Source organism: Micromonospora globispora (genome assembly GCF_003857015.1).
Taxonomy (GTDB): Bacteria; Actinomycetota; Actinomycetes; order Mycobacteriales; family Micromonosporaceae; genus Micromonospora; species Micromonospora globispora.
Window position 1 is genome coordinate 15,650 of record NZ_QGGF01000268.1, and the last position, 18,171, is coordinate 33,820.

An 18,171-nucleotide genomic window follows, 5' to 3' on the forward strand; every position below is an offset into this window, starting at 1 on the left:
CTCCCCACGTGCGTCGCGGAGACGGTAACAACCCGACGCACGCCCGCCGAACGGCCGATCGCCGAGTCACCGGTCAGCTGTCGGAGGTTTCCGGGGGCGGCCGATCGGGTGGTGACCTGGCATGCTGACGAGCCGTGGCGGCGGAGGAACGGGCCAAGCAGGTGACGGTGGTCGACCGCGAGGTGGGCTGGGACGGCTTCTGCAACGCGCGGGACCTCGGCGGCCTGCCGACCCGCGACGGCCGCCGGACCCGCCGGGGAGCGCTGATCCGATCGGGGGACCTGCGGTTCGTCACGGCAGCCGGCTGGCGGGCCGCACACGACGCGGGCGTCCGGACCATCATCGACCTGCGCAACGACGATGAGGTACGGCCGGCCGACGGTCCCGGCCTGACGGCGCTTGGCGGCTCGGCGCAGTTCGCGCCGGAACCGTTCGGGCCGTTCGTGCCGGCCGGGATGACCCGGGTGCAGGTGCCGCTCGACGGGACGCGACCGGACCGGGCTGCTGGCCCTCCTCCTGCTGTCCCTCGCAGGCGTCGAGCCGGAGCACATCGCGGCCGACTACGAGCTGAGCACAGCGGCGCTCGTCCGGCTGTTCGCCCTGCTCGGCAGGCCGGACGACGGACCTGTTGTCGCGCGGATCCTCGCCGACAAGGGCACCACGATGCGGGAGGCGATGCTCGCGGTGTGCCACGGCCTGGACGCCGAGGCGTACCTACTGGCGGCCGGGGTCAGCCCGGAGGACATCGATCGGGTACGAGCCCGCCTGCTGGACTGACGGACGCCGCCGGTCACTCAGCTCAGTCGCCGGCGAGGCGTTCGGTGGCGTACTCGCGCAGGGTGGCCCGCCCCATCACGCAGCCGCTGAACGTGGTGAACTCGCGCTTGTCGTCGCGGAGCCGCTCCCAGGCCGCCCGGCCGGCTTCCCGGTCGACCTTGTCGAGCAGCGTGGCCGCGTACCCCTTGCCGGCTGGCGAGCCGTGCTTGAGCAGCCAGTCGACCTTCTTACGGGCCTCCTCCGGATGCTCCACGAGCGCCCGCTCCACGTGCCGGTACGCCTCGGTCTCCGGCAGCAGGGTGGAGGCGATCCCCACCCCGCCGAAGGCCAGCGTGTCGGCCTTCGCCAGCTCCTCGACCGCGGCGTCCAGCTCCTTGTCCTTCTTCCCCATGCCCAACATGCCCTCCTAGTGCCCGCTCTGACCCATCCTGACCCTGCTGATCAAGAAGTTTGCGTCCGCAACGTCGGCGCTCGGGACGCAAACTTCTTGATCAACCCGCTCGGCCGGGTCCCGGGAGGCGGGACCCGGCCGAGTGGGCGCGAAAAGGGGGTCAGGCGGCGGTGACGGTCAGGCCGTCCTTGGCGTCGGCCAGGTCGACCTGCACCGTGTCGCCGTCGCGGATCTGCCCGGCGAGCAGCGCCTTGGCGAGCTGGTCGCCGATGGCCGACTGGACCAGGCGACGCAGCGGGCGCGCACCGTAGATCGGGTCGTACCCGTGCTCGGCGAGCCACCCACGGGCGGCGTCGGTGATGTCCAGTGCCAACCGACGGTCGGCGAGACGGCGTCGCATCCGCTCCAGCTGGATGTCCACGATGGCCCGCAGGTCGTCGCCCTGCAGGGCGGCGAAGACCACGATGTCGTCCAGCCGGTTGAGGAACTCCGGCTTGAAATGCGACCGGACCACCGCGAGCACGCCCTCCCGGCGCTGCTCCTCGGCCAGCGTCAGGTCGCTGATCACCGACGACCCCAGGTTCGAGGTGAGGATCAGGATCGCGTTGCGGAAGTCCACGGTACGACCCTGACCGTCGGTGAGCCGGCCGTCGTCGAGCACCTGGAGCAGCACGTCGAAGACGTCCGGGTGGGCCTTCTCGACCTCGTCCAGCAGGATCACCGAGTACGGCCGGCGGCGCACAGCCTCGGTGAGCTGGCCGCCCTCCTCGTAACCGACGTAGCCGGGCGGGGCACCGACCAGGCGGGCAACGGAGTGCTTCTCGCCGTACTCGCTCATGTCGATGCGGACCATGGCCCGCTCGTCGTCGAAGAGGAACTCGGCGAGCGCCTTGGCCAGCTCGGTCTTGCCGACACCGGTCGGGCCGAGGAAGAGGAAGCTGCCGGTGGGGCGGTCCGGATCGGCGACGCCGGCCCGGGCGCGACGGACCGCGTCGGAGACGGCGCCGACCGCCTCGGACTGGCCGACCACGCGAGACCGCAGCGAGTCCTCCATCCGGAGCAGCTTGGCGGTCTCGCCCTCCAGCAGCCGGCCGGCGGGGATGCCGGTCCAGGAGGCGACCACGGCGGCGATGTCGTCCGCGCCGACCTCCTCCTTGAGCATGGCGCCGTCGGCCTGCAGCCGGGCCAGTTCCTCCTCGGCCTGCTTCAGCTCGGCCTTGAGGGCGGGGATCCGGCCGTACCGCAGCTCGGCGGCGCGTTCCAGCTCGCCGTCCCGCTCGGCCCGCTCGGCCTCGCCGGTGAGGCGCTCCAGCTCCTCCTTGGCGGTGGAGAGCTTGCTGATGTGACTCTTCTCCAGCTGCCAGCGCTCGGACAGCGCGGTGAGCTGCTCGCGCTTGTCGGCCAGCTCCTTGCGCAGCCGCTCCAGCCGCTCGGCGGAGGCGGCGTCCGGCTCCTTGGCCAGCGCCATCTCCTCGATCTCCAGCCGGCGGACCGCCCGCTCGATCTCGTCCACCTCGACCGGACGGGAGTCGATCTCCATCCGGAGCCGGGACGCGGACTCGTCGACCAGGTCGATCGCCTTGTCGGGCAGGAACCGGTCGGTGATGTAGCGGTCGGAGAGGGAGGCGGCGGCGACCAGCGCGGCGTCGGTGATCCGTACGCCGTGGTGCACCTCGTAGCGCTCCTTCAGGCCGCGCAGGATGCCGATGGTGTCCTCGATGGTCGGCTCGCCGACCAGCACCGGCTGGAAGCGGCGCTCCAGCGCCGGGTCCTTCTCGATGTGCTCGCGGTACTCGTCGAGGGTGGTCGCGCCGACCATCCGCAGCTCACCGCGGGCCAGCATCGGCTTGAGCATGTTGCCGGCGTCCATCGAGCCTTCGCCCTTGCCGGCGCCGACGACGGTGTGCAGCTCGTCGAGGAAGGTGATGACCTGGCCGTTGGAGTTCTTGATCTCCTCCAGCACGGACTTCAGCCGCTCCTCGAACTGGCCGCGGTACTGCGCGCCGGCGACCATCGCGCCGAGGTCGAGCGAGACGAGCTTCTTGTCCCGCAGCGACTCGGGCACGTCGCCGGCCACGATCCGCTGGGCCAGGCCCTCGACGATCGCGGTCTTGCCGACGCCGGGCTCACCGATCAGCACCGGGTTGTTCTTGGTACGCCGGGACAGCACTTGGATCACCCGGCGGATCTCCGAGTCCCGGCCGATGACCGGGTCGATCTTGCCCTCCCGGGCGCTGGCGGTCAGGTCGACGCCGTACTTCGCCAGGGCCTGATAGGTCTGCTCCGGGTCGGCGGTGGTGACCCGCCGGTCCCCGCCGCGGACGGTCGGGAAGGCGGCGACCAGGTTCTCCTCGGTGGCACCCGCGTTCTTGAGCGCGACGGAGACCGCGCCACCCACCCGGGCCAGGCCGGCGAGCAGGTGCTCGGTGGAGGTGTACTCGTCGCCGAGGGGCCGGGCGATCTGCTCGGCGGCCCCGATGGCGTTGACGAACTCGCGGGCCAGGGTGGGCTCGGCGATGCTGGAGCCGCGGGCGGCCGGCAGCGCGTCGACCGAGCGCTGGGCAGCCCGGCGCAGCTCGGCGGGGTCCGCCCCGGCGGCGCGCAGCAGGCCGGCAGCGGTCGAGCCCTCGGTGTCCAGCAGCGACAGCAGCAGGTGCCAGGGCTCCACCGTGGCGTGCCCACGCTCGTTGGCCAGCGCGACGGCACCGGTGATGGTTTCGCGGCTCTTGGTGGTGAGACGTTCCGTGTTCATGGGCTCCCCCGGATCGGCGTGTCCACTAGGAAGGACACAACCAGAGTTGAGCCTATTCCGCTCAACTCCGAAGCTGTGACGCCGGTCACTTTATATGCCTTCGGACGCGGCGGAACTACCCAAGGAAACTACATAAACTATATATCTGGAGCTGCGCTTGTGTAGTTCTCGAGATTGGGTGCCTCATGCGGAGCTTCGCCGACCTGGACCGGTTGATCGCCCAGGTTCCCGGCCCGGTCGTGACCGCGCTCGGCACCGTGGACGTCGGCCGTGGCTCCGAGGCGCTCTACCGTGACCAGCTCCCCGGACTTCTCAGGCAGCTCGCTGACCGTGCCCGGGTCGCCAGCATCACGGCCTCGTCCGCCATTGAGGGAGTGGTCGTACCTGACAACGCGCGGGCGGACCGGATCCTCGCGGGCAAGGTCACCCAGCTCAGGACGCGGAGCGAACAGGAGCTGGCCGGCTACCGGGATGCTCAGGACTACCTCTTCCAGGGATCATGGCGGCCGCTCAACAGCGGACTTCTGCTTCATCTGCACAAGATGCTCTTCGCGCACACGGCAGCCCCCGGCGGCCGGTTCAAGACCGAGGACAACCTGGTCGTCGACCGGTCGAGCTCGGGAGAGGTCACCGTAGGGTTCCGGCCGGTCCGCGCCTCGGACACGCCGTTCTACGTCTCGGAGCTGATCGACCGCTACCTACGCGAGATGTCGGTCCAGCGGCACCACCCGGTGCTCCTGGTCGGACTCTTCGCACTCGACCTGCTCGTCATCCATCCCTTCGAGGACGGCAACGGGCGGGTCACCCGGGCCCTCACCAACGCCCTGCTCATGGACGCCGGCTACACCGTCTCCCGGTACGTCAGCCTGGAACAGCTGATCGCCGAGACGGCCGACACCTACTACCAGGCCCTGCTGGACTCGACTCACGGCTGGCACGAAGACCGGGCCGATCCATGGCCCTGGCTCAGCTACTTCGTGAACGTCCTCGCCACGGCGTACCGGACCTTCGCCCAACGCGCGGCCTCCGACCGCTCCGACGGCTCGAAGCAGGACCGGGTACGTGAATATGTGCTCAACCACGCACCCGCCGTGTTCCGGATGGCCGACGTCCGCACAGCGCTCCCCGGCGTAAGCGACCCGACAATCCGTGTGGTCCTCGACCGCCTCCGTCGGGAGGGCGTCATCCATCCTGAGGGTCTGGGACGGTCGGCGGCGTGGCGCCGTAGCAGCCGCTGATCCGGCAGCCCGTCATGCGCCGCTTCCGATGAACTCCGGGGACTTGACCTGGCTCGCTCTAGATACTTCGGCGGCTCATCGGTAGGCGGGCGGTGCAGGGGGTTTCGTGGTCGGCGCGCAGGATGCAGCGCCGACCGTTTTCGAGGCGCCGGTCGCAGAAGACGCGATGGCGTACCCCCTGGTTGTCCTCGGCCGAGACGGTGGTCTCGCCCGGGTCGACATGGGTGAGGAAGGCCAGCGAGCGGGCCGCGGTCCGCGCCAGCATCTTGGCCCGGGCCAGGTCGGCGGCGGTGACCGGCAGGTGGATGACGTAGCGGCTGGTCACGGATGCCGGGCCAGGTCACGCATGGTCGAGGCCTGGCGCGACTGCCACGCGCGGAGGGCTTCCTTGATCCTGGACGCCTCCTCACGACTGCGGGCCACCTCGGCGTGCGCGGCGGCGAGGTCGCCGGCGACCCGGTCGAGAAATGCGGCGACTTCGGCCGGGTCCAGCCCGCGACGGCAGGTGGTGAAGGTGCGGCTGCGCACCTGCCAGGGCCGCAACGGCAGGTACGACGCCGAGCGGTACGCGCCGACCGGCGGACGGTTGGGCGGACCCGGCCGGGCCGGGTCGGTATTGCCTCGCCTTAGTAGGGGTCGCAGGAGGTTGCGCACGTCGGGCCTTTCTCATCCGGTTCGAGTTCTCGCCGATGAGGTCGGGACGGGCCGCTGGGGCACCCGCCCCGACCAGATGAGCGCCCCAAGTGCCATCCGGAGGCGTTCACGAGGAACCTACAATCGGTACCGGTCGTAGGTCAACGACCAACCCCCGATTGCTTGAGGTTGGAGGTTCCTGCGTGATCGAATGGGCGTGCCATCCGGGGAGTGTGTATGCCCAAGCAGCAGTACCAGGTGCTCGCAGACGAGCTGAAGAACAAGATTGATTCAGGAGAGTGGCCGCCCGGCACGAAGCTGCCGAGCCGGACCCAGCTCTGCAAGGAATACGGCGTGTCGGACACCGTGGTCGGCAAGGCCATGATGATCCTGCGCGCGACCGGACTGACCGAAACCCTTGAAGGGGTCGGAGTGTTCGTCGCAGAGCCCAAGTAGTGGCGAAGCGATAGCGACAGCCGGCGGGGTCAGTCGCCGTCCAGGGTCACCTTGACCCACCGGCGGTTCGCGGTCCACCCGATGCCGAGGATGACGTCGTCCGGCCCGCGGGCGGCGATCGTGCCGTCAACCAGCACGGTCAGGTAGTGGTCGCCGGTCAGCGGCCAGTCGACGTGGTAGTAGCGACCCCCGGCCACCACGCCCACCCCGTCCGGGCCGGTCACCGCGAGCAGCCCGGCGCCGATCGGCGCCACCGACCGGGCCTGCGCCGGGTGCCCGACGGCACCGACGCGCGCCCAGGCCGCCGGGCCCGCGAAGCGCCAGAACGCCGGAAAGCCGGTCCGGTCCGGCCGCTCCCCGATGAGCCAGATCCCACCGTCCGGCGCGAGCACCGTTCGCAGCACGGCCACTTCGCCGTCCGGCACCGGCACCGGCGTCGTCCGCCAGCTCCGCCCCTGGTTCCGGGAGATCGCCGCGTACGGCCGGCCGCCGTCCGCGCCGGCCGCCACGAGGAGGTCACCCTCCTCGCCGACGGAGTTCAGCCCCGGTACGGACGGCTGGGCGGCCAGTGGACGCAGCCGCCCGCCGTCCCACTCGCCGATCGCATCCTGGCCCTCGATGACCTGGAACCGGCCCCGGGCCCCCATCAGCACCGGCGGCTCGGAGCCGGAGGTGTGGGTGAAGCTGGCGCCGCCGTCGGTCGAGGTGTACCAGCCGTACGGCTCGGCGAGCAGCGCCAGCACCCCGGGAGCGGCGTAGAGCTGCTGGTCCTCGGCCACCGGACGCGGGTGCGGGAGCGGCTGCCAGGAGCGGCCGCCATCCACGGTGGAATAGAGCAGGGCGGTGCAGTCCCGGCCGGGTGGCTGGCCGTCGCAGGAGGCGAAGAGCGCGTAACCGTGACCGGCGTCGACGAACTCGACGAACGGCGGCCCGTACCGCTGCGGGAGGGCGAGGCGGGTCCGGCGTACCTCGTCGATGTCCACGACCCGCAGCGGAGCCGGCGTGGTCACGACCGGGCGGTGCGACCTGGGCGCCCGGGTCGGCGGCGTTCGCCGGACGTCGCCGATCGAGCAGGCCGCGAGGGCCGGCACCAGCAGCAGCGCGACGGCCGGGAGAAGCTTCCGATCGATCATCGGACCTCCTCGCCAGGGTAGCCTTCCCTAGGTGCGAGTACGTGTCGAACAGACTGCCCTACCGGGGATCGGCGTACGTCACGATCTGGTGACAGAATCCGGCCGGCGGCTGGGTGTGGTCTCCCACCGCAACGGGCGCCGGGACCTCGTCCTCTACGACCCCGACGATCCCGACGCCTGTCAGGCCGACATCCCGCTGACCGACGACGAGGCCGAGGCGCTCGCCGACATCCTCGGCGCGTCGCTGATGCTCGGGCAGCTCTCCGGGCTGCGGGAGCAGGCCGCCGGGCTGCTCACCGAGCAGATCGTCATCCCGGCCGGCACCAAGTACGTCAACCGGCAGCTGGGCGACACCAGGGCGCGTACCCGGACCGGGGCCTCCATCGTGGCCGTACTGCGGGACGGCGAGGTCATCGTCTCGCCGGACCCCACCTTCCGGTTCGCGGCCGGTGACGTGGTGGTCGTGGTCGGCACCCGCCAGGGTCTCGACGGGGTGAGCGCCGTCCTCGCCGACACCGACCCGGACGGCTGAGGCGGATGCACGAAACCACCACACTGCTCGTCGAGGTCGGCGCGCTGCTGCTTCTGCTCGGCCTCCTCGGCCGGCTCAGCCGGCGGTTCGGCGTCTCCCCCATCCCTCTCTACCTGCTCGCCGGTCTCGCCTTCGGCCACGGCGGCCTGCTGCGGCTGAACGCCAGTGAGGAGTTCTTCGCCGTCGGCGCGGAGATCGGCGTGATCCTGCTGCTGGTCATGCTCGGCCTCGAGTACAGCGCCAACGAGCTGGTCGGCAACCTCCGCTCCGCCGCCCCGGCCGGGCTGATCGACGCGGCGCTCAACGCCCTGCCCGGGTTCGCCTTCGCGCTCCTGCTCGGCTGGGGCTGGGTCGCCGGCGTGGTGCTGGCCGGCGTCACCTGGGTCTCGTCCTCCGGAGTGATCGCCAAGGTCCTCGGCGACCTGGGCCGGGTCGGTAACCGGGAGACCCCGGTGATCCTCTCCGTCCTGGTGATCGAGGACCTGGCCATGGCGCTCTACCTGCCGCTGGTCACCGCGCTGCTGGCCGGCGCCGGCCTGGTCAAGGGCGGGATCTCGCTGGCGGCCGCGGTCGTCACCGTGGTCGTCGTGCTCGCGGTCGCCATCCGGTACGGACACGTCATCTCCTCGGCGCTCTCCGCCAAGGACCCGGAGGCGCTGCTCCTCGGCGTGCTCGGCCTGACCCTGCTCGTCGCCGGCCTCGCGGCCAAGCTCCAGGTGTCCGCCGCGGTCGGCGCGTTCCTGGTCGGCATCGCGCTCTCCGGGCCGGTGGCGCACCACGCCACCGAACTGCTCTCCCCGCTGCGAGACCTCTTCGCCGCGGTCTTCTTCGTGTTCTTCGGGCTGGTCACCGACCCGATGGACATGCCGCCGGTGCTGCTGCCCGCGCTGGCGCTGGCCGTGGTCACCATGGGGACCAAGCTGCTCACCGGGTACCTGGCCGCCCGGCGGGCGGGAATCGCCGAGCCCGGCCGCTGGCGCGCTGGCTTCGCGCTCACCCCGCGCGGCGAGTTCTCCATCGTCATCGCCGGGCTCGCAGTCGCCGCCGCCCAGCCGGTGGAGCCCCGACTGGCGGCGCTCGCCACAGCGTATGTGCTGGTCACGGTGGTGACCGGGCCGATGCTGGCCCGGCTGCCGGACCTGCCCTGGTTCAAGACCTGGCTGCGCCGACGCGCTTCGATGCGGCGGCCGGCGCCCGCACCGGTCGCCGACTGACGGGTAGGGCGGGCCGGGTCGGCCGTACGGTGGACCCGGCCCGGCCAACGGTCGCCGAATTGCTTCCGGACAGCCCTTCCGCCGCTCCACAAAACCGCGTTACCGTGTCGCCCCAGCAGCCAGGGGCCGCGGGTGCCCGGTGCCCCGCCAGCGGAAGCGGAAGGTTGGCCGGTGAGCGTGCAGGAATCAACGTTCCACGGCTTTGCCAACCCCGTCGACCCGTCCCCCGACGAGCTGCGGGCCTGGGCGTACCACCCGGACTCGGTCCCGCTGACCTCCATGCCCCCGGACTGGGATCTGCTGGTCGCCGGCGATCATCTGGTGGGCACGCTCTTCGAGCTGGCGATGGACCAGAACTGTCCGGCGCGCCGGTTCGCCCTGCACTGCCTCTACATCTACGCCGCCGACGGCATCCGGACGAACTTCAAGGCCCACCCCAAGCGCCGCTTCCGCAAGCTGGTCGAGCAGGCCGAGCGGGGTGGTGACGAGCTGATGCGCAACTGGGCCCACAACAGCCGCATGCTGCTGGCCCGGCCGGAACTCTTCGTCTACCACGACTGGTGCGAGGGCGGCCTGGTCCGCGACAACCGCCGCCTCGGCTGACCGGTCACGCGTCACTCCGCACCGATACCGGGTACCGCCACGGGCAGAGGCACGCGGATCCCAGAGGCTCCAAGTCTTGTCTAGCCGCCCTCGCTCCGGGTTCGTTCAGGGTGAATACCGTCGACCAAGCGGTGACCCGGCATGGTGATGCAAGCCTCCCCTGGTTCGGCATCACACGCCGGGCACGGCCGGTACTCCTCGACCGGTCCCAGCTCGTAACCCATGGCACGGGCGGAGGCAGTGATCTCCCTGGCCGCGTGGTGCAGCGAGTCGTCCCGGTGCCGGACGGCAGCCTTGTGAACTCTGCGAATCGCGTCGCGCGCGAGTTCCAACGGCTCGGACACAGCGATCACCCCCTGAAGCGATAGGACGACGACTTAGGCCCGCGTACCACCGGCGAACGGGCCGGGACCCCCCGTGGGTCCCGGCCCGCACGTCGGCGCCACCGATCGTCACTCGACCGATCCGCCCTGCTCCTTGCGCTTCTCGTCGGCCCGGGCCCGGTCAATCCCGTGGTCGACCTGGTCGAGGAAGCGCCCGTCCTTGATCTTGTCCGTGAAACGCGGCTTGGTGAGCTCCTCGAACTTCCCCCGGACGTTCGCGGCGACCTGCTCCAGCTTGTCCTCGGTCTGCTGCGCCACCTTCTTTGGCAATTCCGCCATGGCTCCCCCCCGGCCAGTTCGGAAAGGTCCGGTTTAAGTGGCTTGGACCTGGTTCTCAGGCTAACCGAAAAGGCCCGGTCCGCGCCGGATTTCCGGCGCGGACCGGGCCGTGGTGGCTCGGTTCTCGGTGGATCAGCGGTCCGGCGTGCGGCGGGGGCGCCAGACGACCAGCGCGGTCGAGGTGCGGTTCGTGGGCACCAGATCGCCGCGCGAGAAGCCGCCCAGCGACTCCAGCTCCGCGATCCGGCGGTACGCGGCGTCCAGCTCCGCCTCCAGCCGCGCCACCCGCTGCTGCGCCTCCTCCAGCAGCCGCTCCAGCCCGATGATGCGCTTGACCCCGGCCAGGTTGATGCCGGCGTCCTGGCTGAGCCGCTGCACCTCGCGGAGCAGCACCACGTCCCGGACGCTGTACCGGCGGCCGCCACCGGCCGCCCGGCCGGCCTGCACCAGGCCCAGGCGGTCGTACTGGCGCAGGGTCTGCGGGTGCATCCCCGCCATCCGCGCCGCGACCGAGATCATCAGCACCTTGGCTTCGTAGGCAGGGTCACCCGAGCCGACGAACTCCTCCGACATCCCCGCTCACCTCCGCAGCCTCTCCACCGGTCAACTGAAGCGACGCACCCGCACGTCGAGATGTTCCCGCGCGGCGGGCGGGGTCTGCTCCGCGAACGCCTCCAGCGCCGCCCGCGCCTCGTCCGACACCTTCGCCGGCACCACCACGTCGAGGGTGACCAGCAGGTCACCGGCCCGACCGTCCTTGCGCACCACACCCTTACCCCGGGCCCGCAGCACCCGACCGCTCGGCGTACCCGGTGGGACCCGGAGGGTCACCGTGCCGTCCAGGGTCGGCACCCGCAGGTCCGTGCCGAGCACCGCCTCCGCGAACGTGATCGGAACGGTCAGGGTCAGATCGTCCCCGGTACGCCCGAACAGCTCGTCCGGGCGGACCTTCACCTGGACGAAGAGATCGCCCGCCGGTCCGCCCCGCTCACCCGGCTCGCCCCGGCCTGCCAGCCGGATCCGCTGCCCGTCGGCCACCCCGGCGGGGAAGCGGACGTTCAGCGTGCGGGTCTTGGTGACCCCGCCGGTGCCGTGGCACTCCGGGCACTTCTCCTCGACGACCGTGCCCACGCCCTGGCAGTTCCGGCAGGGCTCGGAGAAGCTGAACGACCCCTGGTTGCGCGTGGTCACCCCGGCGCCGTGGCAGACCGGGCAGCTGACCGGCTGAGTGCCGGGCTTCGCCCCGCTGCCGTGGCAGGTGTCGCAGACGCCGGGAGCGCGCAGCGTCAGCGGGAGGGTCACCCCGCGTACCGCGTCGGTGAAGTCGAGGGCCACCTCCGCCTCCACGTCCCGGCCGCGCGCCGGGCCGCGGGGACGGGCCGGACCGCCGGCACCGCCGCCCGAGAAGATCGTGCTGAACAGGTCGGTGAAGCCGCCCCCGCCGAATCGGGTGTCAGCGCCGCCGGCCGCGCCGCCGAACAGGTCGGAGACGTCGAACGGCACGCCGCCGGGCTGGCCTCCAGTGCGGGCGTTGCGCCGGAACGCACCCGAGCCGAACAGCGAGCGCATCTCGTCGTACTCGCGGCGCTTCTTGTCGTCGCCGAGCACCCCGTACGCCTCCGAGACGGCCTTGAACCGCTCCTCGGCCTTCGGGTCACCGGGGTTGTGGTCCGGGTGGGATTCCCGGGCCAGCTTCCGGTACGCCTTCTTGATGTCGTCGGAGGAGGCGGACTTCTCCACGCCCAGCACGGCGTAGTAGTCCTTCTCGATCCAGTCCTTGGAACTCACCGGTCCACCCCCTTCCACGGGACCTGCCCGGGTCGTCCCGCCCGCCCGGTGTGGGCGGGCGGGACGTCACGGGTCTGCACTTACTCCGGGTCGGCGACCGCGACCAGAGCCGGCCGCAGCAGCCGCTCGCCGAGCTGGTAACCCCGGCGCATGACCTGCACGCAGGTCGGTTCCGTCACGTCGGCGGAGGTCTGGTGGGCCACCGCCTCGTGCCGGGTCGGGTCGAACGGGTCGCCCTGCTCGCCGAACGCGGTCAGGCCGAACTTGCCCAGCGCCGTGGTGAGCTGCTCGGCCACCGTGCCGAACGGGCCCACCAGGTCACCGTGCTCGCGGGCCCGGTCCAGGTCGTCGAGGATCGGCAGCAGCGCGGCCAGCACCGAGCCGGTCGCCTGCTCCTGGACCAGGCTGCGGTCCCGGTCCACCCGCTTGCGGTAGTTGGCGTACTCCGCCGACACCCGCTGCAGGTCCCGCGTCCGCTCGTCCAGCTCGGCGCGGAGCGCCTCCAGCTCGGCGCCGAGCGGCGCAGCCGTCGGGGCGGCCTCCTCGGCCGCCTGGGCCGGGGCGTCGACCACCGGCGGGCCGGAGACCTGGTCCTCGGCGTCGACCTCGATCTCGTCGACGACGACCTCGGCCTCCTCGACCAGCCCCTCGGCGGGCGCGTCGGCCGCGGCGTCGGCGGCCGACGCGTCGGTGCTCGCCGGCTGCTCCCCGGTCTTGCCGATCTTGCGCTTGTCACGGATGACGACCCGCGGCTCGTCGCCGGCGGCCTGCCCGGCGGTCGCGGAGCCACCCGGCGCCGACCCGGTGGAGGCCGGGTCGGCGGCTCGTGGCTTCTCCGTCATGCGGTTACCTCATCCCTCTGCCGTGAGTACGTGTGCGGGGCGGATCGTCACTTCTTGTCCTCGTCCACGATCTCCGCGTCGACCACGTCCTCGGGGCCACCGGCCTGCGCGCCACCGGTCGCACCGGCGCCCGGCCCGGCCGCACCCGGCTCCCCCTGCTCGGCCTGCTGCTGCGAGTAGAGCAGCGAACCGGCCTGCTGGGAGACCTGCGCGAGCCGCTCGTGCGCGGCCTTGATCTTCTCGATGTCCTGGCCGCCAAGGGCGCTGCGCAGGTCGCCGAGGGCCTCGTTGAGCTGCTCGCGGTTCTCGCTGGGCAGCTTGTCGCCGCTCTCGGCGAGGAACTTCTCGGTCTGCCACTGGAGCGCCTCGGCCAGGTTGCGGGTCTCCGCCTCCTCACGCCGACGCTTGTCCTCCTCGGCGTGCTCCTCGGCGTCCCGGCGCATCCGCTCGATGTCGTCCTTCGGCAGCGAGGAGCCGCCGGTGATCGTCATCTTCTGCTCCTTGCCGGTGCCCAGGTCCTTGGCGTGCACGTTGACGATGCCGTTGGCGTCGATGTCGAACGTGACCTCGATCTGCGGCACGCCACGCGGCGCCGGCGGGAGGCCGGTCAGCTCGAAGGTGCCGAGCTTCTTGTTGTAGGCCGCGATCTCCCGCTCACCCTGGAAGACCTGGATCAGCACCGACGGCTGATTGTCGTCCGCCGTGGTGAAGACCTCGGAGCGCTTGGTCGGGATGGTGGTGTTGCGCTCGATCAGCTTGGTGAAGATGCCGCCCTTGGTCTCGATGCCCAGGCTCAGCGGGGTCACGTCGAGCAGCAGGACGTCCTTGACCTCACCCTTCAGCACACCGGCCTGCAGGGCGGCGCCGACGGCGACGACCTCGTCCGGGTTGACGCCCTTGTTCGGCTCCTTGCCGGTGAGCTGCTTGACCAGGTCCGTCACGGCCGGCATCCGGGTCGAGCCGCCCACCAGGATCACGTGGTCGACGTCGGAGACCTTGATCCCGGCGTCCTTCACGGCCTGCTCGAACGGGCCCTTGCAGCGGTCCAGCAGGTCCTGCGTCATCCGCTGGAACTCGGCGCGGCTGAGCGTCACGTCCAGGTGCAGCGGGCCCGCCGAACCGGCGGTGATGTACGGCAGGTTGATGTTGGTGGTGGTGGCGGCGGAGAGCTCGATCTTCGCCTTCTCGGCGGCCTCCTTGAGCCGCTGCATCGCCATCTTGTCCTGGGACAGGTCGATGCCGTGCTCGCCACGGAAGGTCTTCACCAGGTGGTCGATGATCCGCTGGTCCCAGTCGTCACCACCGAGGTGGTTGTCACCGCTGGTCGACTTGACCTCGATGACGCCCTCGGCGAGCTCCAGCAGGGAGACGTCGAAGGTGCCGCCACCCAGGTCGAAGACCAGGACGGTCTGCTCCTTGGAACCCTTGTCGAGGCCGTACGCCAGGGCGGCCGCGGTCGGCTCGTTCACGATCCGCAGCACGTTGAAGCCGGCGATCTCACCGGCCTCCTTGGTGGCCTGGCGCTGGCCGTCGTTGAAGTAGGCGGGGACGGTGATCACCGCGTCGGTGATCTGCTCGCCCAGGTACGCCTCGGCGTCCCGCTTGAGCTTCATCAGCGTCCGGGCCGAGATCTCCTGCGGGGTGTACTTCTTGCCGTCGATGTCAACGGTCCAGTTGGTGCCGATCTCCCGCTTGACCGAACGGATGGTCCGGTCCGGGTTGGTGACCGCCTGACGCTTGGCGACCTCACCGACGAGCACCTCGCCATTGCGGGCGAACGCGACGATCGAGGGCGTCGTCCGCGAGCCCTCAGCGTTGGCGATGACGGTGGGCTCACCGCCCTCGAGAACGCTGACGCAGGAGTTCGTCGTGCCGAGGTCGATGCCGACCGCACGTGCCATGTTCGCTTCCTCGCTTCATAACGATGAGCAGGTCGTTGGGCCTGCCCGGCGGGTCGCCCGCAGCGACCACAGCCCAAGTTGAGTGAACTTGACTCAATAGTGCCACGCCCCCGGTAAACCGCAAGTCGAGGTTGAGCCGACCCGACGCAACCCGACCGTTATTACCGTCCGGTTGTCTTCCCTTGCATCGGTCGGGCACGCTTTAGCGGTGACGACGCACGGCGATCCCGCCACCCATTCCGGCGCGCCCGCCGTCGCAGCCCGCACCGGTCCGCCGGACGCCGGGGAGGACCTGCCCGCCACCGCCGCGGAGGGACTGCCCGCCGCGCTCGCCGGCCTGCGGGCGGCGATCGGCGCGGCCCGTTTCCCGCTGACCCTGCCCTCGGCCGAGCCGGCCCGGCGCACCGCCGCCGGGCTCACCGACCAGCTCGACGACTACCTCCTGCCCCGGCTGGCCCGGCTCGACGCGCCGCTGCTGGTCGTGGTCGGCGGCTCCACCGGCGCCGGCAAGTCGACCCTGGTCAACAGCTTGGTCCAGGCGCGAGTCAGCGCCGCCGGGGTGCTCCGCCCCACCACCCGCTCCCCGGTCCTCGTCTGCAACCCGGCCGACGCGGCCTGGTTCCGCCAGGGCGACCTGCTACCCGGCCTCACCCGGACCAACGAGCCGAGCGAGCACCCGGGCACCCTGCACCTGGTGACCGCGCCCGCGCTCCCGGCCGGGCTGGCCTTCCTCGACGCGCCGGACATCGACTCGGTGGTGGACGCCAACCGGGCCCTCGCCGGGCAGCTCCTGGCCGCCGCCGACCTCTGGCTCTTCGTCACCACCGCCGCCCGGTACGCCGACGCGGTCCCCTGGGAACTGCTGCGCAGCGCCCGCGCCCGGGGCGCGGTGATCGCCATGGTCCTCGACCGGGTCCCGCCGGAGGCGGTCGACGAGATCGCCGCCCACCTGTCGGAGATGCTCGCCGCCCAGGATCTCGGCGCCGCACCGCTCTTCGTACTGCCCGAGACCTGGGTCGACGGCCAGGGGCTGCTCCCCGACAAGGTCACCGCCCCGCTGAGCGCCTGGTTCGCCCGGCTCGCCGCGGACGCCGACGCCCGGGCCGCCGTCGTCCGGCAGACCCTGGACGGCGCGCTGGCCGCCCTGCAGCCGACCGTCGAAGGGCTCGCCGACGCCGCCGACGAGGAGGTGGCCGCCGCCGACGCGCTCGACGAGCGGGTCCGCGCGGCGTACCGGGGGGCGCAGCGGACCGTCGATCAGGGGCTGAAGGACGGCCGGCTGCTCCGCGGCGAGGTGCTGGCCCGGTGGCAGGAGTTCGTCGGCACCGGTGAGCTGTTCCGCACCCTGGAGGCGCGGATCGGCCGCCTGCGGGACCGGCTGATCGCCGCGGTGACCGGGCGTACGGCACCCGCCGCCGAACTGCGCGACGCGATCGAATCGCAGCTGGTCACACTGCTGCGCGGGGTGGCCGCCGAGGCGGCGGAGAACGCGTACACCGGGTGGAAGGCGCACCCGGCCGGGGCCGCCCTGCTCGACCCCGCGCTCGCCCACTCCTCCGACGACCTGCCGGAGCGCGCCGAGCGGCTGGTCCGCGACTGGCAGCGCGGGGTGCTGGAGCTGGTCCGCGTCGAGGGCGGCGACCGCCGTTTCGTGGCCCGGACGGCTGCCTACGCGGTGAACGCGACCGGGCTGGCCGTGATGATCGCCGTCTTCGCGTCGACCGCGTTCATCCCCACCGGTCTGGAGGTGGCCACCGGCGCGGGCACCACCGTCGCGGCGCAGGCGGTCCTCCAGGCGATCTTCGGCGACCAGGCGGTGCGCAACCTGGCCAACACGGCCCGGGCAGACCTGCTCGACCGGGTCGGCGCGCTCCTCGACCAGGAAGCGGCCCGCTACCTCGCCCGGACGGCCGAGGCCCGGCCGGCCGCGAGACCGGCGCCGCGCTGCGCCGGGCCGCGGGCCAGGTGGAGGCCGCCCGCCACCGCAGCGGCCTGTCCCGTCCCAACGGGCCGGTCCTGCCGGACCCCGGCAACCGGGGCGGTCGCCGGTGAGCGGGCGGAGCGAGCGTTCCCGCGCGGCTCGCCGGGGACCCCGGGTGGCGCGTGCGCGCCGGGCGGCCGCGACTGAAGGCGGGCTCCGGTGAGCAACATCGCCGGTCGGATGCGGGAGGCGTTCCGGGGTGACCAGCGGGTCGACCCGGACGCCCTGATCGCCCGCCTGGACGCGGTCCGACGCTTCCTCGGCGCGGTGGACGGCCAGGTGCCCGACAACCAACTGGTCGCCGCGCACACCGTGGTCGAGCGGGCCGGCACCCGCCTCGCACTCTCCCGGGACCACACCGTGGTCGCCCTGGCCGGGGCCACCGGCAGCGGCAAGTCGAGCCTGTTCAACGCCCTGGCCCGGATGGACCTCTCCCCGGTCGGCGTCCGCCGGCCCACGACCGGCGTGGCGCACGCCTGCGTCTGGGGTCCGCTCGACGGCGCCAGCCGGCTGCTCGACTGGATCGGGGTGCTGCCCCGGCACCGGTTCGTCCGGGAGAGCCCGCTGGACGGCGACGACGAGTCCGGCCTGCACGGCCTGGTCCTGCTGGACCTCCCCGACTTCGACTCGGTGCAGCGGACCCACCGGCTCGAGGTGGACCGGCTGCTCGGCCTGGTCGACCTGGTGGTCTGGGTGGTCGACCCGCAGAAGTACGCCGACCGGGTGATCCACACCGGCTACCTGCGCGAGTTCCACCGGCACCGGGACGTGACGGTGGTCGTGCTCAACCAGGCCGACCGGCTGCCCCCGGCCGAGCTGCCGCGGGTCCTGGACGACCTGCGCCGGCTGCTCGACGTGGACGGGCTGGGCGGGGTGCCGCTGCTGCCCACCGTCGCGGTCGACCCGGCCGGCCTGGACGGCCTGCGGGCCGCGCTGGAGCGTACGGTCGCCGAGCGGCAGGCCGCGCTGCGGCGGCTGGCCGGCGACGTGGACGCCGTGGTGGCCGAGCTGCAACCGCTGGTGGCCGCCGAGCCACCGCGTACCGGGCCGGACGAGGCGTCGTCCCGGGAGCTGACCCGGGCGCTGGCGGGGGCGGCCGGGGTGCCCGCGGTGGCGGAGGCGGTGGAGTCCGCGTACCGGCACCGGGCGGGCGGGACGACCGGCTGGCCGCTGGTGCGGGGCTGGCGGAAGCTGCGCCCGGACCCGCTGCGCCGGCAGGTGCAGCCGGCGGAGCTGGCTCGTATAAACATCTGACGCTGCCGACGATC

General features: G+C 72.0%; 16 protein-coding genes and 4 pseudogenes. 9 read left to right on the forward strand and 11 right to left on the reverse strand.

Going from position 1 to position 18,171, the window contains the following annotated elements:
• Nucleotides 1-182: 182 nt before the first annotated feature.
• Nucleotides 183-374: pseudogene (locus DKL51_RS37125) on the forward strand (tyrosine-protein phosphatase); the annotation flags it as partial.
• Between the two features lie 115 nt (nt 375-489).
• Nucleotides 490-777 (forward strand): annotated as a pseudogene (locus DKL51_RS35690) (tyrosine-protein phosphatase); the annotation flags it as partial.
• Nucleotides 778-799: 22 nt separating this feature from the next.
• Here the strand turns inward: DKL51_RS35690 and DKL51_RS12610 are convergent.
• Entirely contained in the window at nt 800-1,168 is a 369-nt protein-coding gene (locus DKL51_RS12610) for a hypothetical protein (protein ID WP_243420691.1), read from the reverse strand.
• Between the two features lie 160 nt (nt 1,169-1,328).
• Nucleotides 1,329-3,920, reverse strand: a complete 2,592-nt coding sequence (gene clpB, locus DKL51_RS12615) for an ATP-dependent chaperone ClpB (protein WP_109943877.1) — start codon at nt 3,918-3,920, stop codon at nt 1,329-1,331.
• 185 nt (nt 3,921-4,105) lie between these two features.
• Between clpB and DKL51_RS12620 the strand changes: the two genes are divergently transcribed.
• Nucleotides 4,106-5,158 carry a Fic family protein gene (locus DKL51_RS12620; RefSeq protein WP_109965137.1) on the forward strand — a complete coding sequence of 351 codons (1,053 nt, stop codon included), beginning with the start codon at nt 4,106-4,108 and terminating at the stop codon, nt 5,156-5,158.
• 58 nt (nt 5,159-5,216) lie between these two features.
• Here DKL51_RS12620 and DKL51_RS12625 read toward each other — a convergent pair whose 3' ends face one another.
• Nucleotides 5,217-5,483: a hypothetical protein gene (locus DKL51_RS12625; protein WP_109965136.1), complete on the reverse strand. Its 267-nt coding sequence runs from the start codon at nt 5,481-5,483 to the stop codon at nt 5,217-5,219.
• Entirely contained in the window at nt 5,480-5,812 is a 333-nt protein-coding gene (locus DKL51_RS12630) for a DivIVA domain-containing protein (RefSeq protein ID WP_109965135.1), read from the reverse strand. The genes DKL51_RS12625 and DKL51_RS12630 overlap by 4 nt, the downstream gene beginning before the upstream one ends.
• A gap of 216 nt (nt 5,813-6,028) precedes the next feature.
• Between DKL51_RS12630 and DKL51_RS12635 the strand changes: the two genes are divergently transcribed.
• Entirely contained in the window at nt 6,029-6,247 is a 219-nt protein-coding gene (locus tag DKL51_RS12635; protein ID WP_109965134.1) for a winged helix-turn-helix domain-containing protein, read from the forward strand.
• A 29-nt stretch (nt 6,248-6,276) separates the two neighbouring features.
• On the opposite strand, the gene DKL51_RS12640 is transcribed toward DKL51_RS12635, so the two are convergent.
• Complete coding sequence (locus DKL51_RS12640; protein WP_109965133.1) at nt 6,277-7,380, reverse strand: beta propeller repeat protein; 1,104 nt, start codon at nt 7,378-7,380, stop codon at nt 6,277-6,279.
• Between the two features lie 31 nt (nt 7,381-7,411).
• On the opposite strand from DKL51_RS12640, the gene DKL51_RS12645 reads away from it, so the two are divergent.
• The 3 genes from DKL51_RS12645 (at nt 7,412) to DKL51_RS12655 (ending at nt 9,729) form a co-directional block, all read left to right on the forward strand.
• A complete protein-coding gene (locus DKL51_RS12645; RefSeq protein WP_109943883.1) occupies nt 7,412-7,912 on the forward strand; it encodes a cation:proton antiporter regulatory subunit in 501 nt (166 codons plus the stop codon).
• Between the two features lie 5 nt (nt 7,913-7,917).
• Nucleotides 7,918-9,126: a cation:proton antiporter gene (locus tag DKL51_RS12650; RefSeq protein WP_109943884.1), complete on the forward strand. Its 1,209-nt coding sequence runs from the start codon at nt 7,918-7,920 to the stop codon at nt 9,124-9,126.
• A gap of 171 nt (nt 9,127-9,297) precedes the next feature.
• A complete protein-coding gene (locus tag DKL51_RS12655; RefSeq protein ID WP_109965132.1) occupies nt 9,298-9,729 on the forward strand; it encodes a hypothetical protein in 432 nt (143 codons plus the stop codon).
• 80 nt (nt 9,730-9,809) lie between these two features.
• Here DKL51_RS12655 and DKL51_RS37455 read toward each other — a convergent pair whose 3' ends face one another.
• The 6 genes from DKL51_RS37455 to dnaK form a co-directional block, all read right to left on the reverse strand.
• Nucleotides 9,810-10,082 (reverse strand): zinc finger domain-containing protein, encoded by a 273-nt coding sequence (locus tag DKL51_RS37455; protein ID WP_109943886.1) that lies wholly within the window; start codon nt 10,080-10,082, stop codon nt 9,810-9,812.
• Nucleotides 10,083-10,181: 99 nt separating this feature from the next.
• Nucleotides 10,182-10,391, reverse strand: coding sequence for a hypothetical protein (locus tag DKL51_RS12660; RefSeq protein ID WP_124812064.1), 210 nt, complete (start codon nt 10,389-10,391; stop codon nt 10,182-10,184).
• A 132-nt stretch (nt 10,392-10,523) separates the two neighbouring features.
• On the reverse strand, nt 10,524-10,964 hold the full coding sequence (locus DKL51_RS12665) for a heat shock protein transcriptional repressor HspR (protein WP_109943888.1): 441 nt from the start codon (nt 10,962-10,964) through the stop codon (nt 10,524-10,526).
• A 30-nt stretch (nt 10,965-10,994) separates the two neighbouring features.
• Nucleotides 10,995-12,179, reverse strand: coding sequence for a molecular chaperone DnaJ (gene dnaJ, locus DKL51_RS12670; protein WP_109943889.1), 1,185 nt, complete (start codon nt 12,177-12,179; stop codon nt 10,995-10,997).
• A gap of 80 nt (nt 12,180-12,259) precedes the next feature.
• The gene (gene grpE / locus DKL51_RS12675) at nt 12,260-13,021 is read right to left on the reverse strand and encodes a nucleotide exchange factor GrpE (protein WP_109965131.1); all 762 of its coding nucleotides are present in this window, start codon (nt 13,019-13,021) and stop codon (nt 12,260-12,262) included.
• 47 nt (nt 13,022-13,068) lie between these two features.
• On the reverse strand, nt 13,069-14,922 hold the full coding sequence (dnaK, locus tag DKL51_RS12680) for a molecular chaperone DnaK (protein WP_109965130.1): 1,854 nt from the start codon (nt 14,920-14,922) through the stop codon (nt 13,069-13,071).
• Between the two features lie 208 nt (nt 14,923-15,130).
• Between dnaK and DKL51_RS12685 the strand changes: the two are divergent.
• Nucleotides 15,131-16,974: pseudogene (locus DKL51_RS12685) on the forward strand (ABC transporter).
• A 109-nt stretch (nt 16,975-17,083) separates the two neighbouring features.
• A pseudogene (locus tag DKL51_RS12690) lies at nt 17,084-18,118 on the forward strand (GTPase); the annotation flags it as partial.
• Nucleotides 18,119-18,171 lie beyond the last annotated feature (53 nt).

Coding starts and splice junctions, on each gene's coding strand:
- DKL51_RS12650 (WP_109943884.1), top strand. CDS start 7,918: ATGCACGAAACCACCACACTGCTCGTCGAGGTCGGCGCGCTGCTGCTT.
- dnaK (WP_109965130.1), bottom strand. CDS start 14,922: ATGGCACGTGCGGTCGGCATCGACCTCGGCACGACGAACTCCTGCGTC.
- clpB (WP_109943877.1), bottom strand. CDS start 3,920: ATGAACACGGAACGTCTCACCACCAAGAGCCGCGAAACCATCACCGGT.
- DKL51_RS12660 (WP_124812064.1), bottom strand. CDS start 10,391: ATGGCGGAATTGCCAAAGAAGGTGGCGCAGCAGACCGAGGACAAGCTG.
- DKL51_RS12665 (WP_109943888.1), bottom strand. CDS start 10,964: ATGTCGGAGGAGTTCGTCGGCTCGGGTGACCCTGCCTACGAAGCCAAG.
- DKL51_RS12610 (WP_243420691.1), bottom strand. CDS start 1,168: ATGGGGAAGAAGGACAAGGAGCTGGACGCCGCGGTCGAGGAGCTGGCG.
- DKL51_RS12635 (WP_109965134.1), top strand. CDS start 6,029: ATGCCCAAGCAGCAGTACCAGGTGCTCGCAGACGAGCTGAAGAACAAG.
- grpE (WP_109965131.1), bottom strand. CDS start 13,021: ATGACGGAGAAGCCACGAGCCGCCGACCCGGCCTCCACCGGGTCGGCG.
- DKL51_RS12640 (WP_109965133.1), bottom strand. CDS start 7,380: ATGATCGATCGGAAGCTTCTCCCGGCCGTCGCGCTGCTGCTGGTGCCG.
- DKL51_RS12620 (WP_109965137.1), top strand. CDS start 4,106: ATGCGGAGCTTCGCCGACCTGGACCGGTTGATCGCCCAGGTTCCCGGC.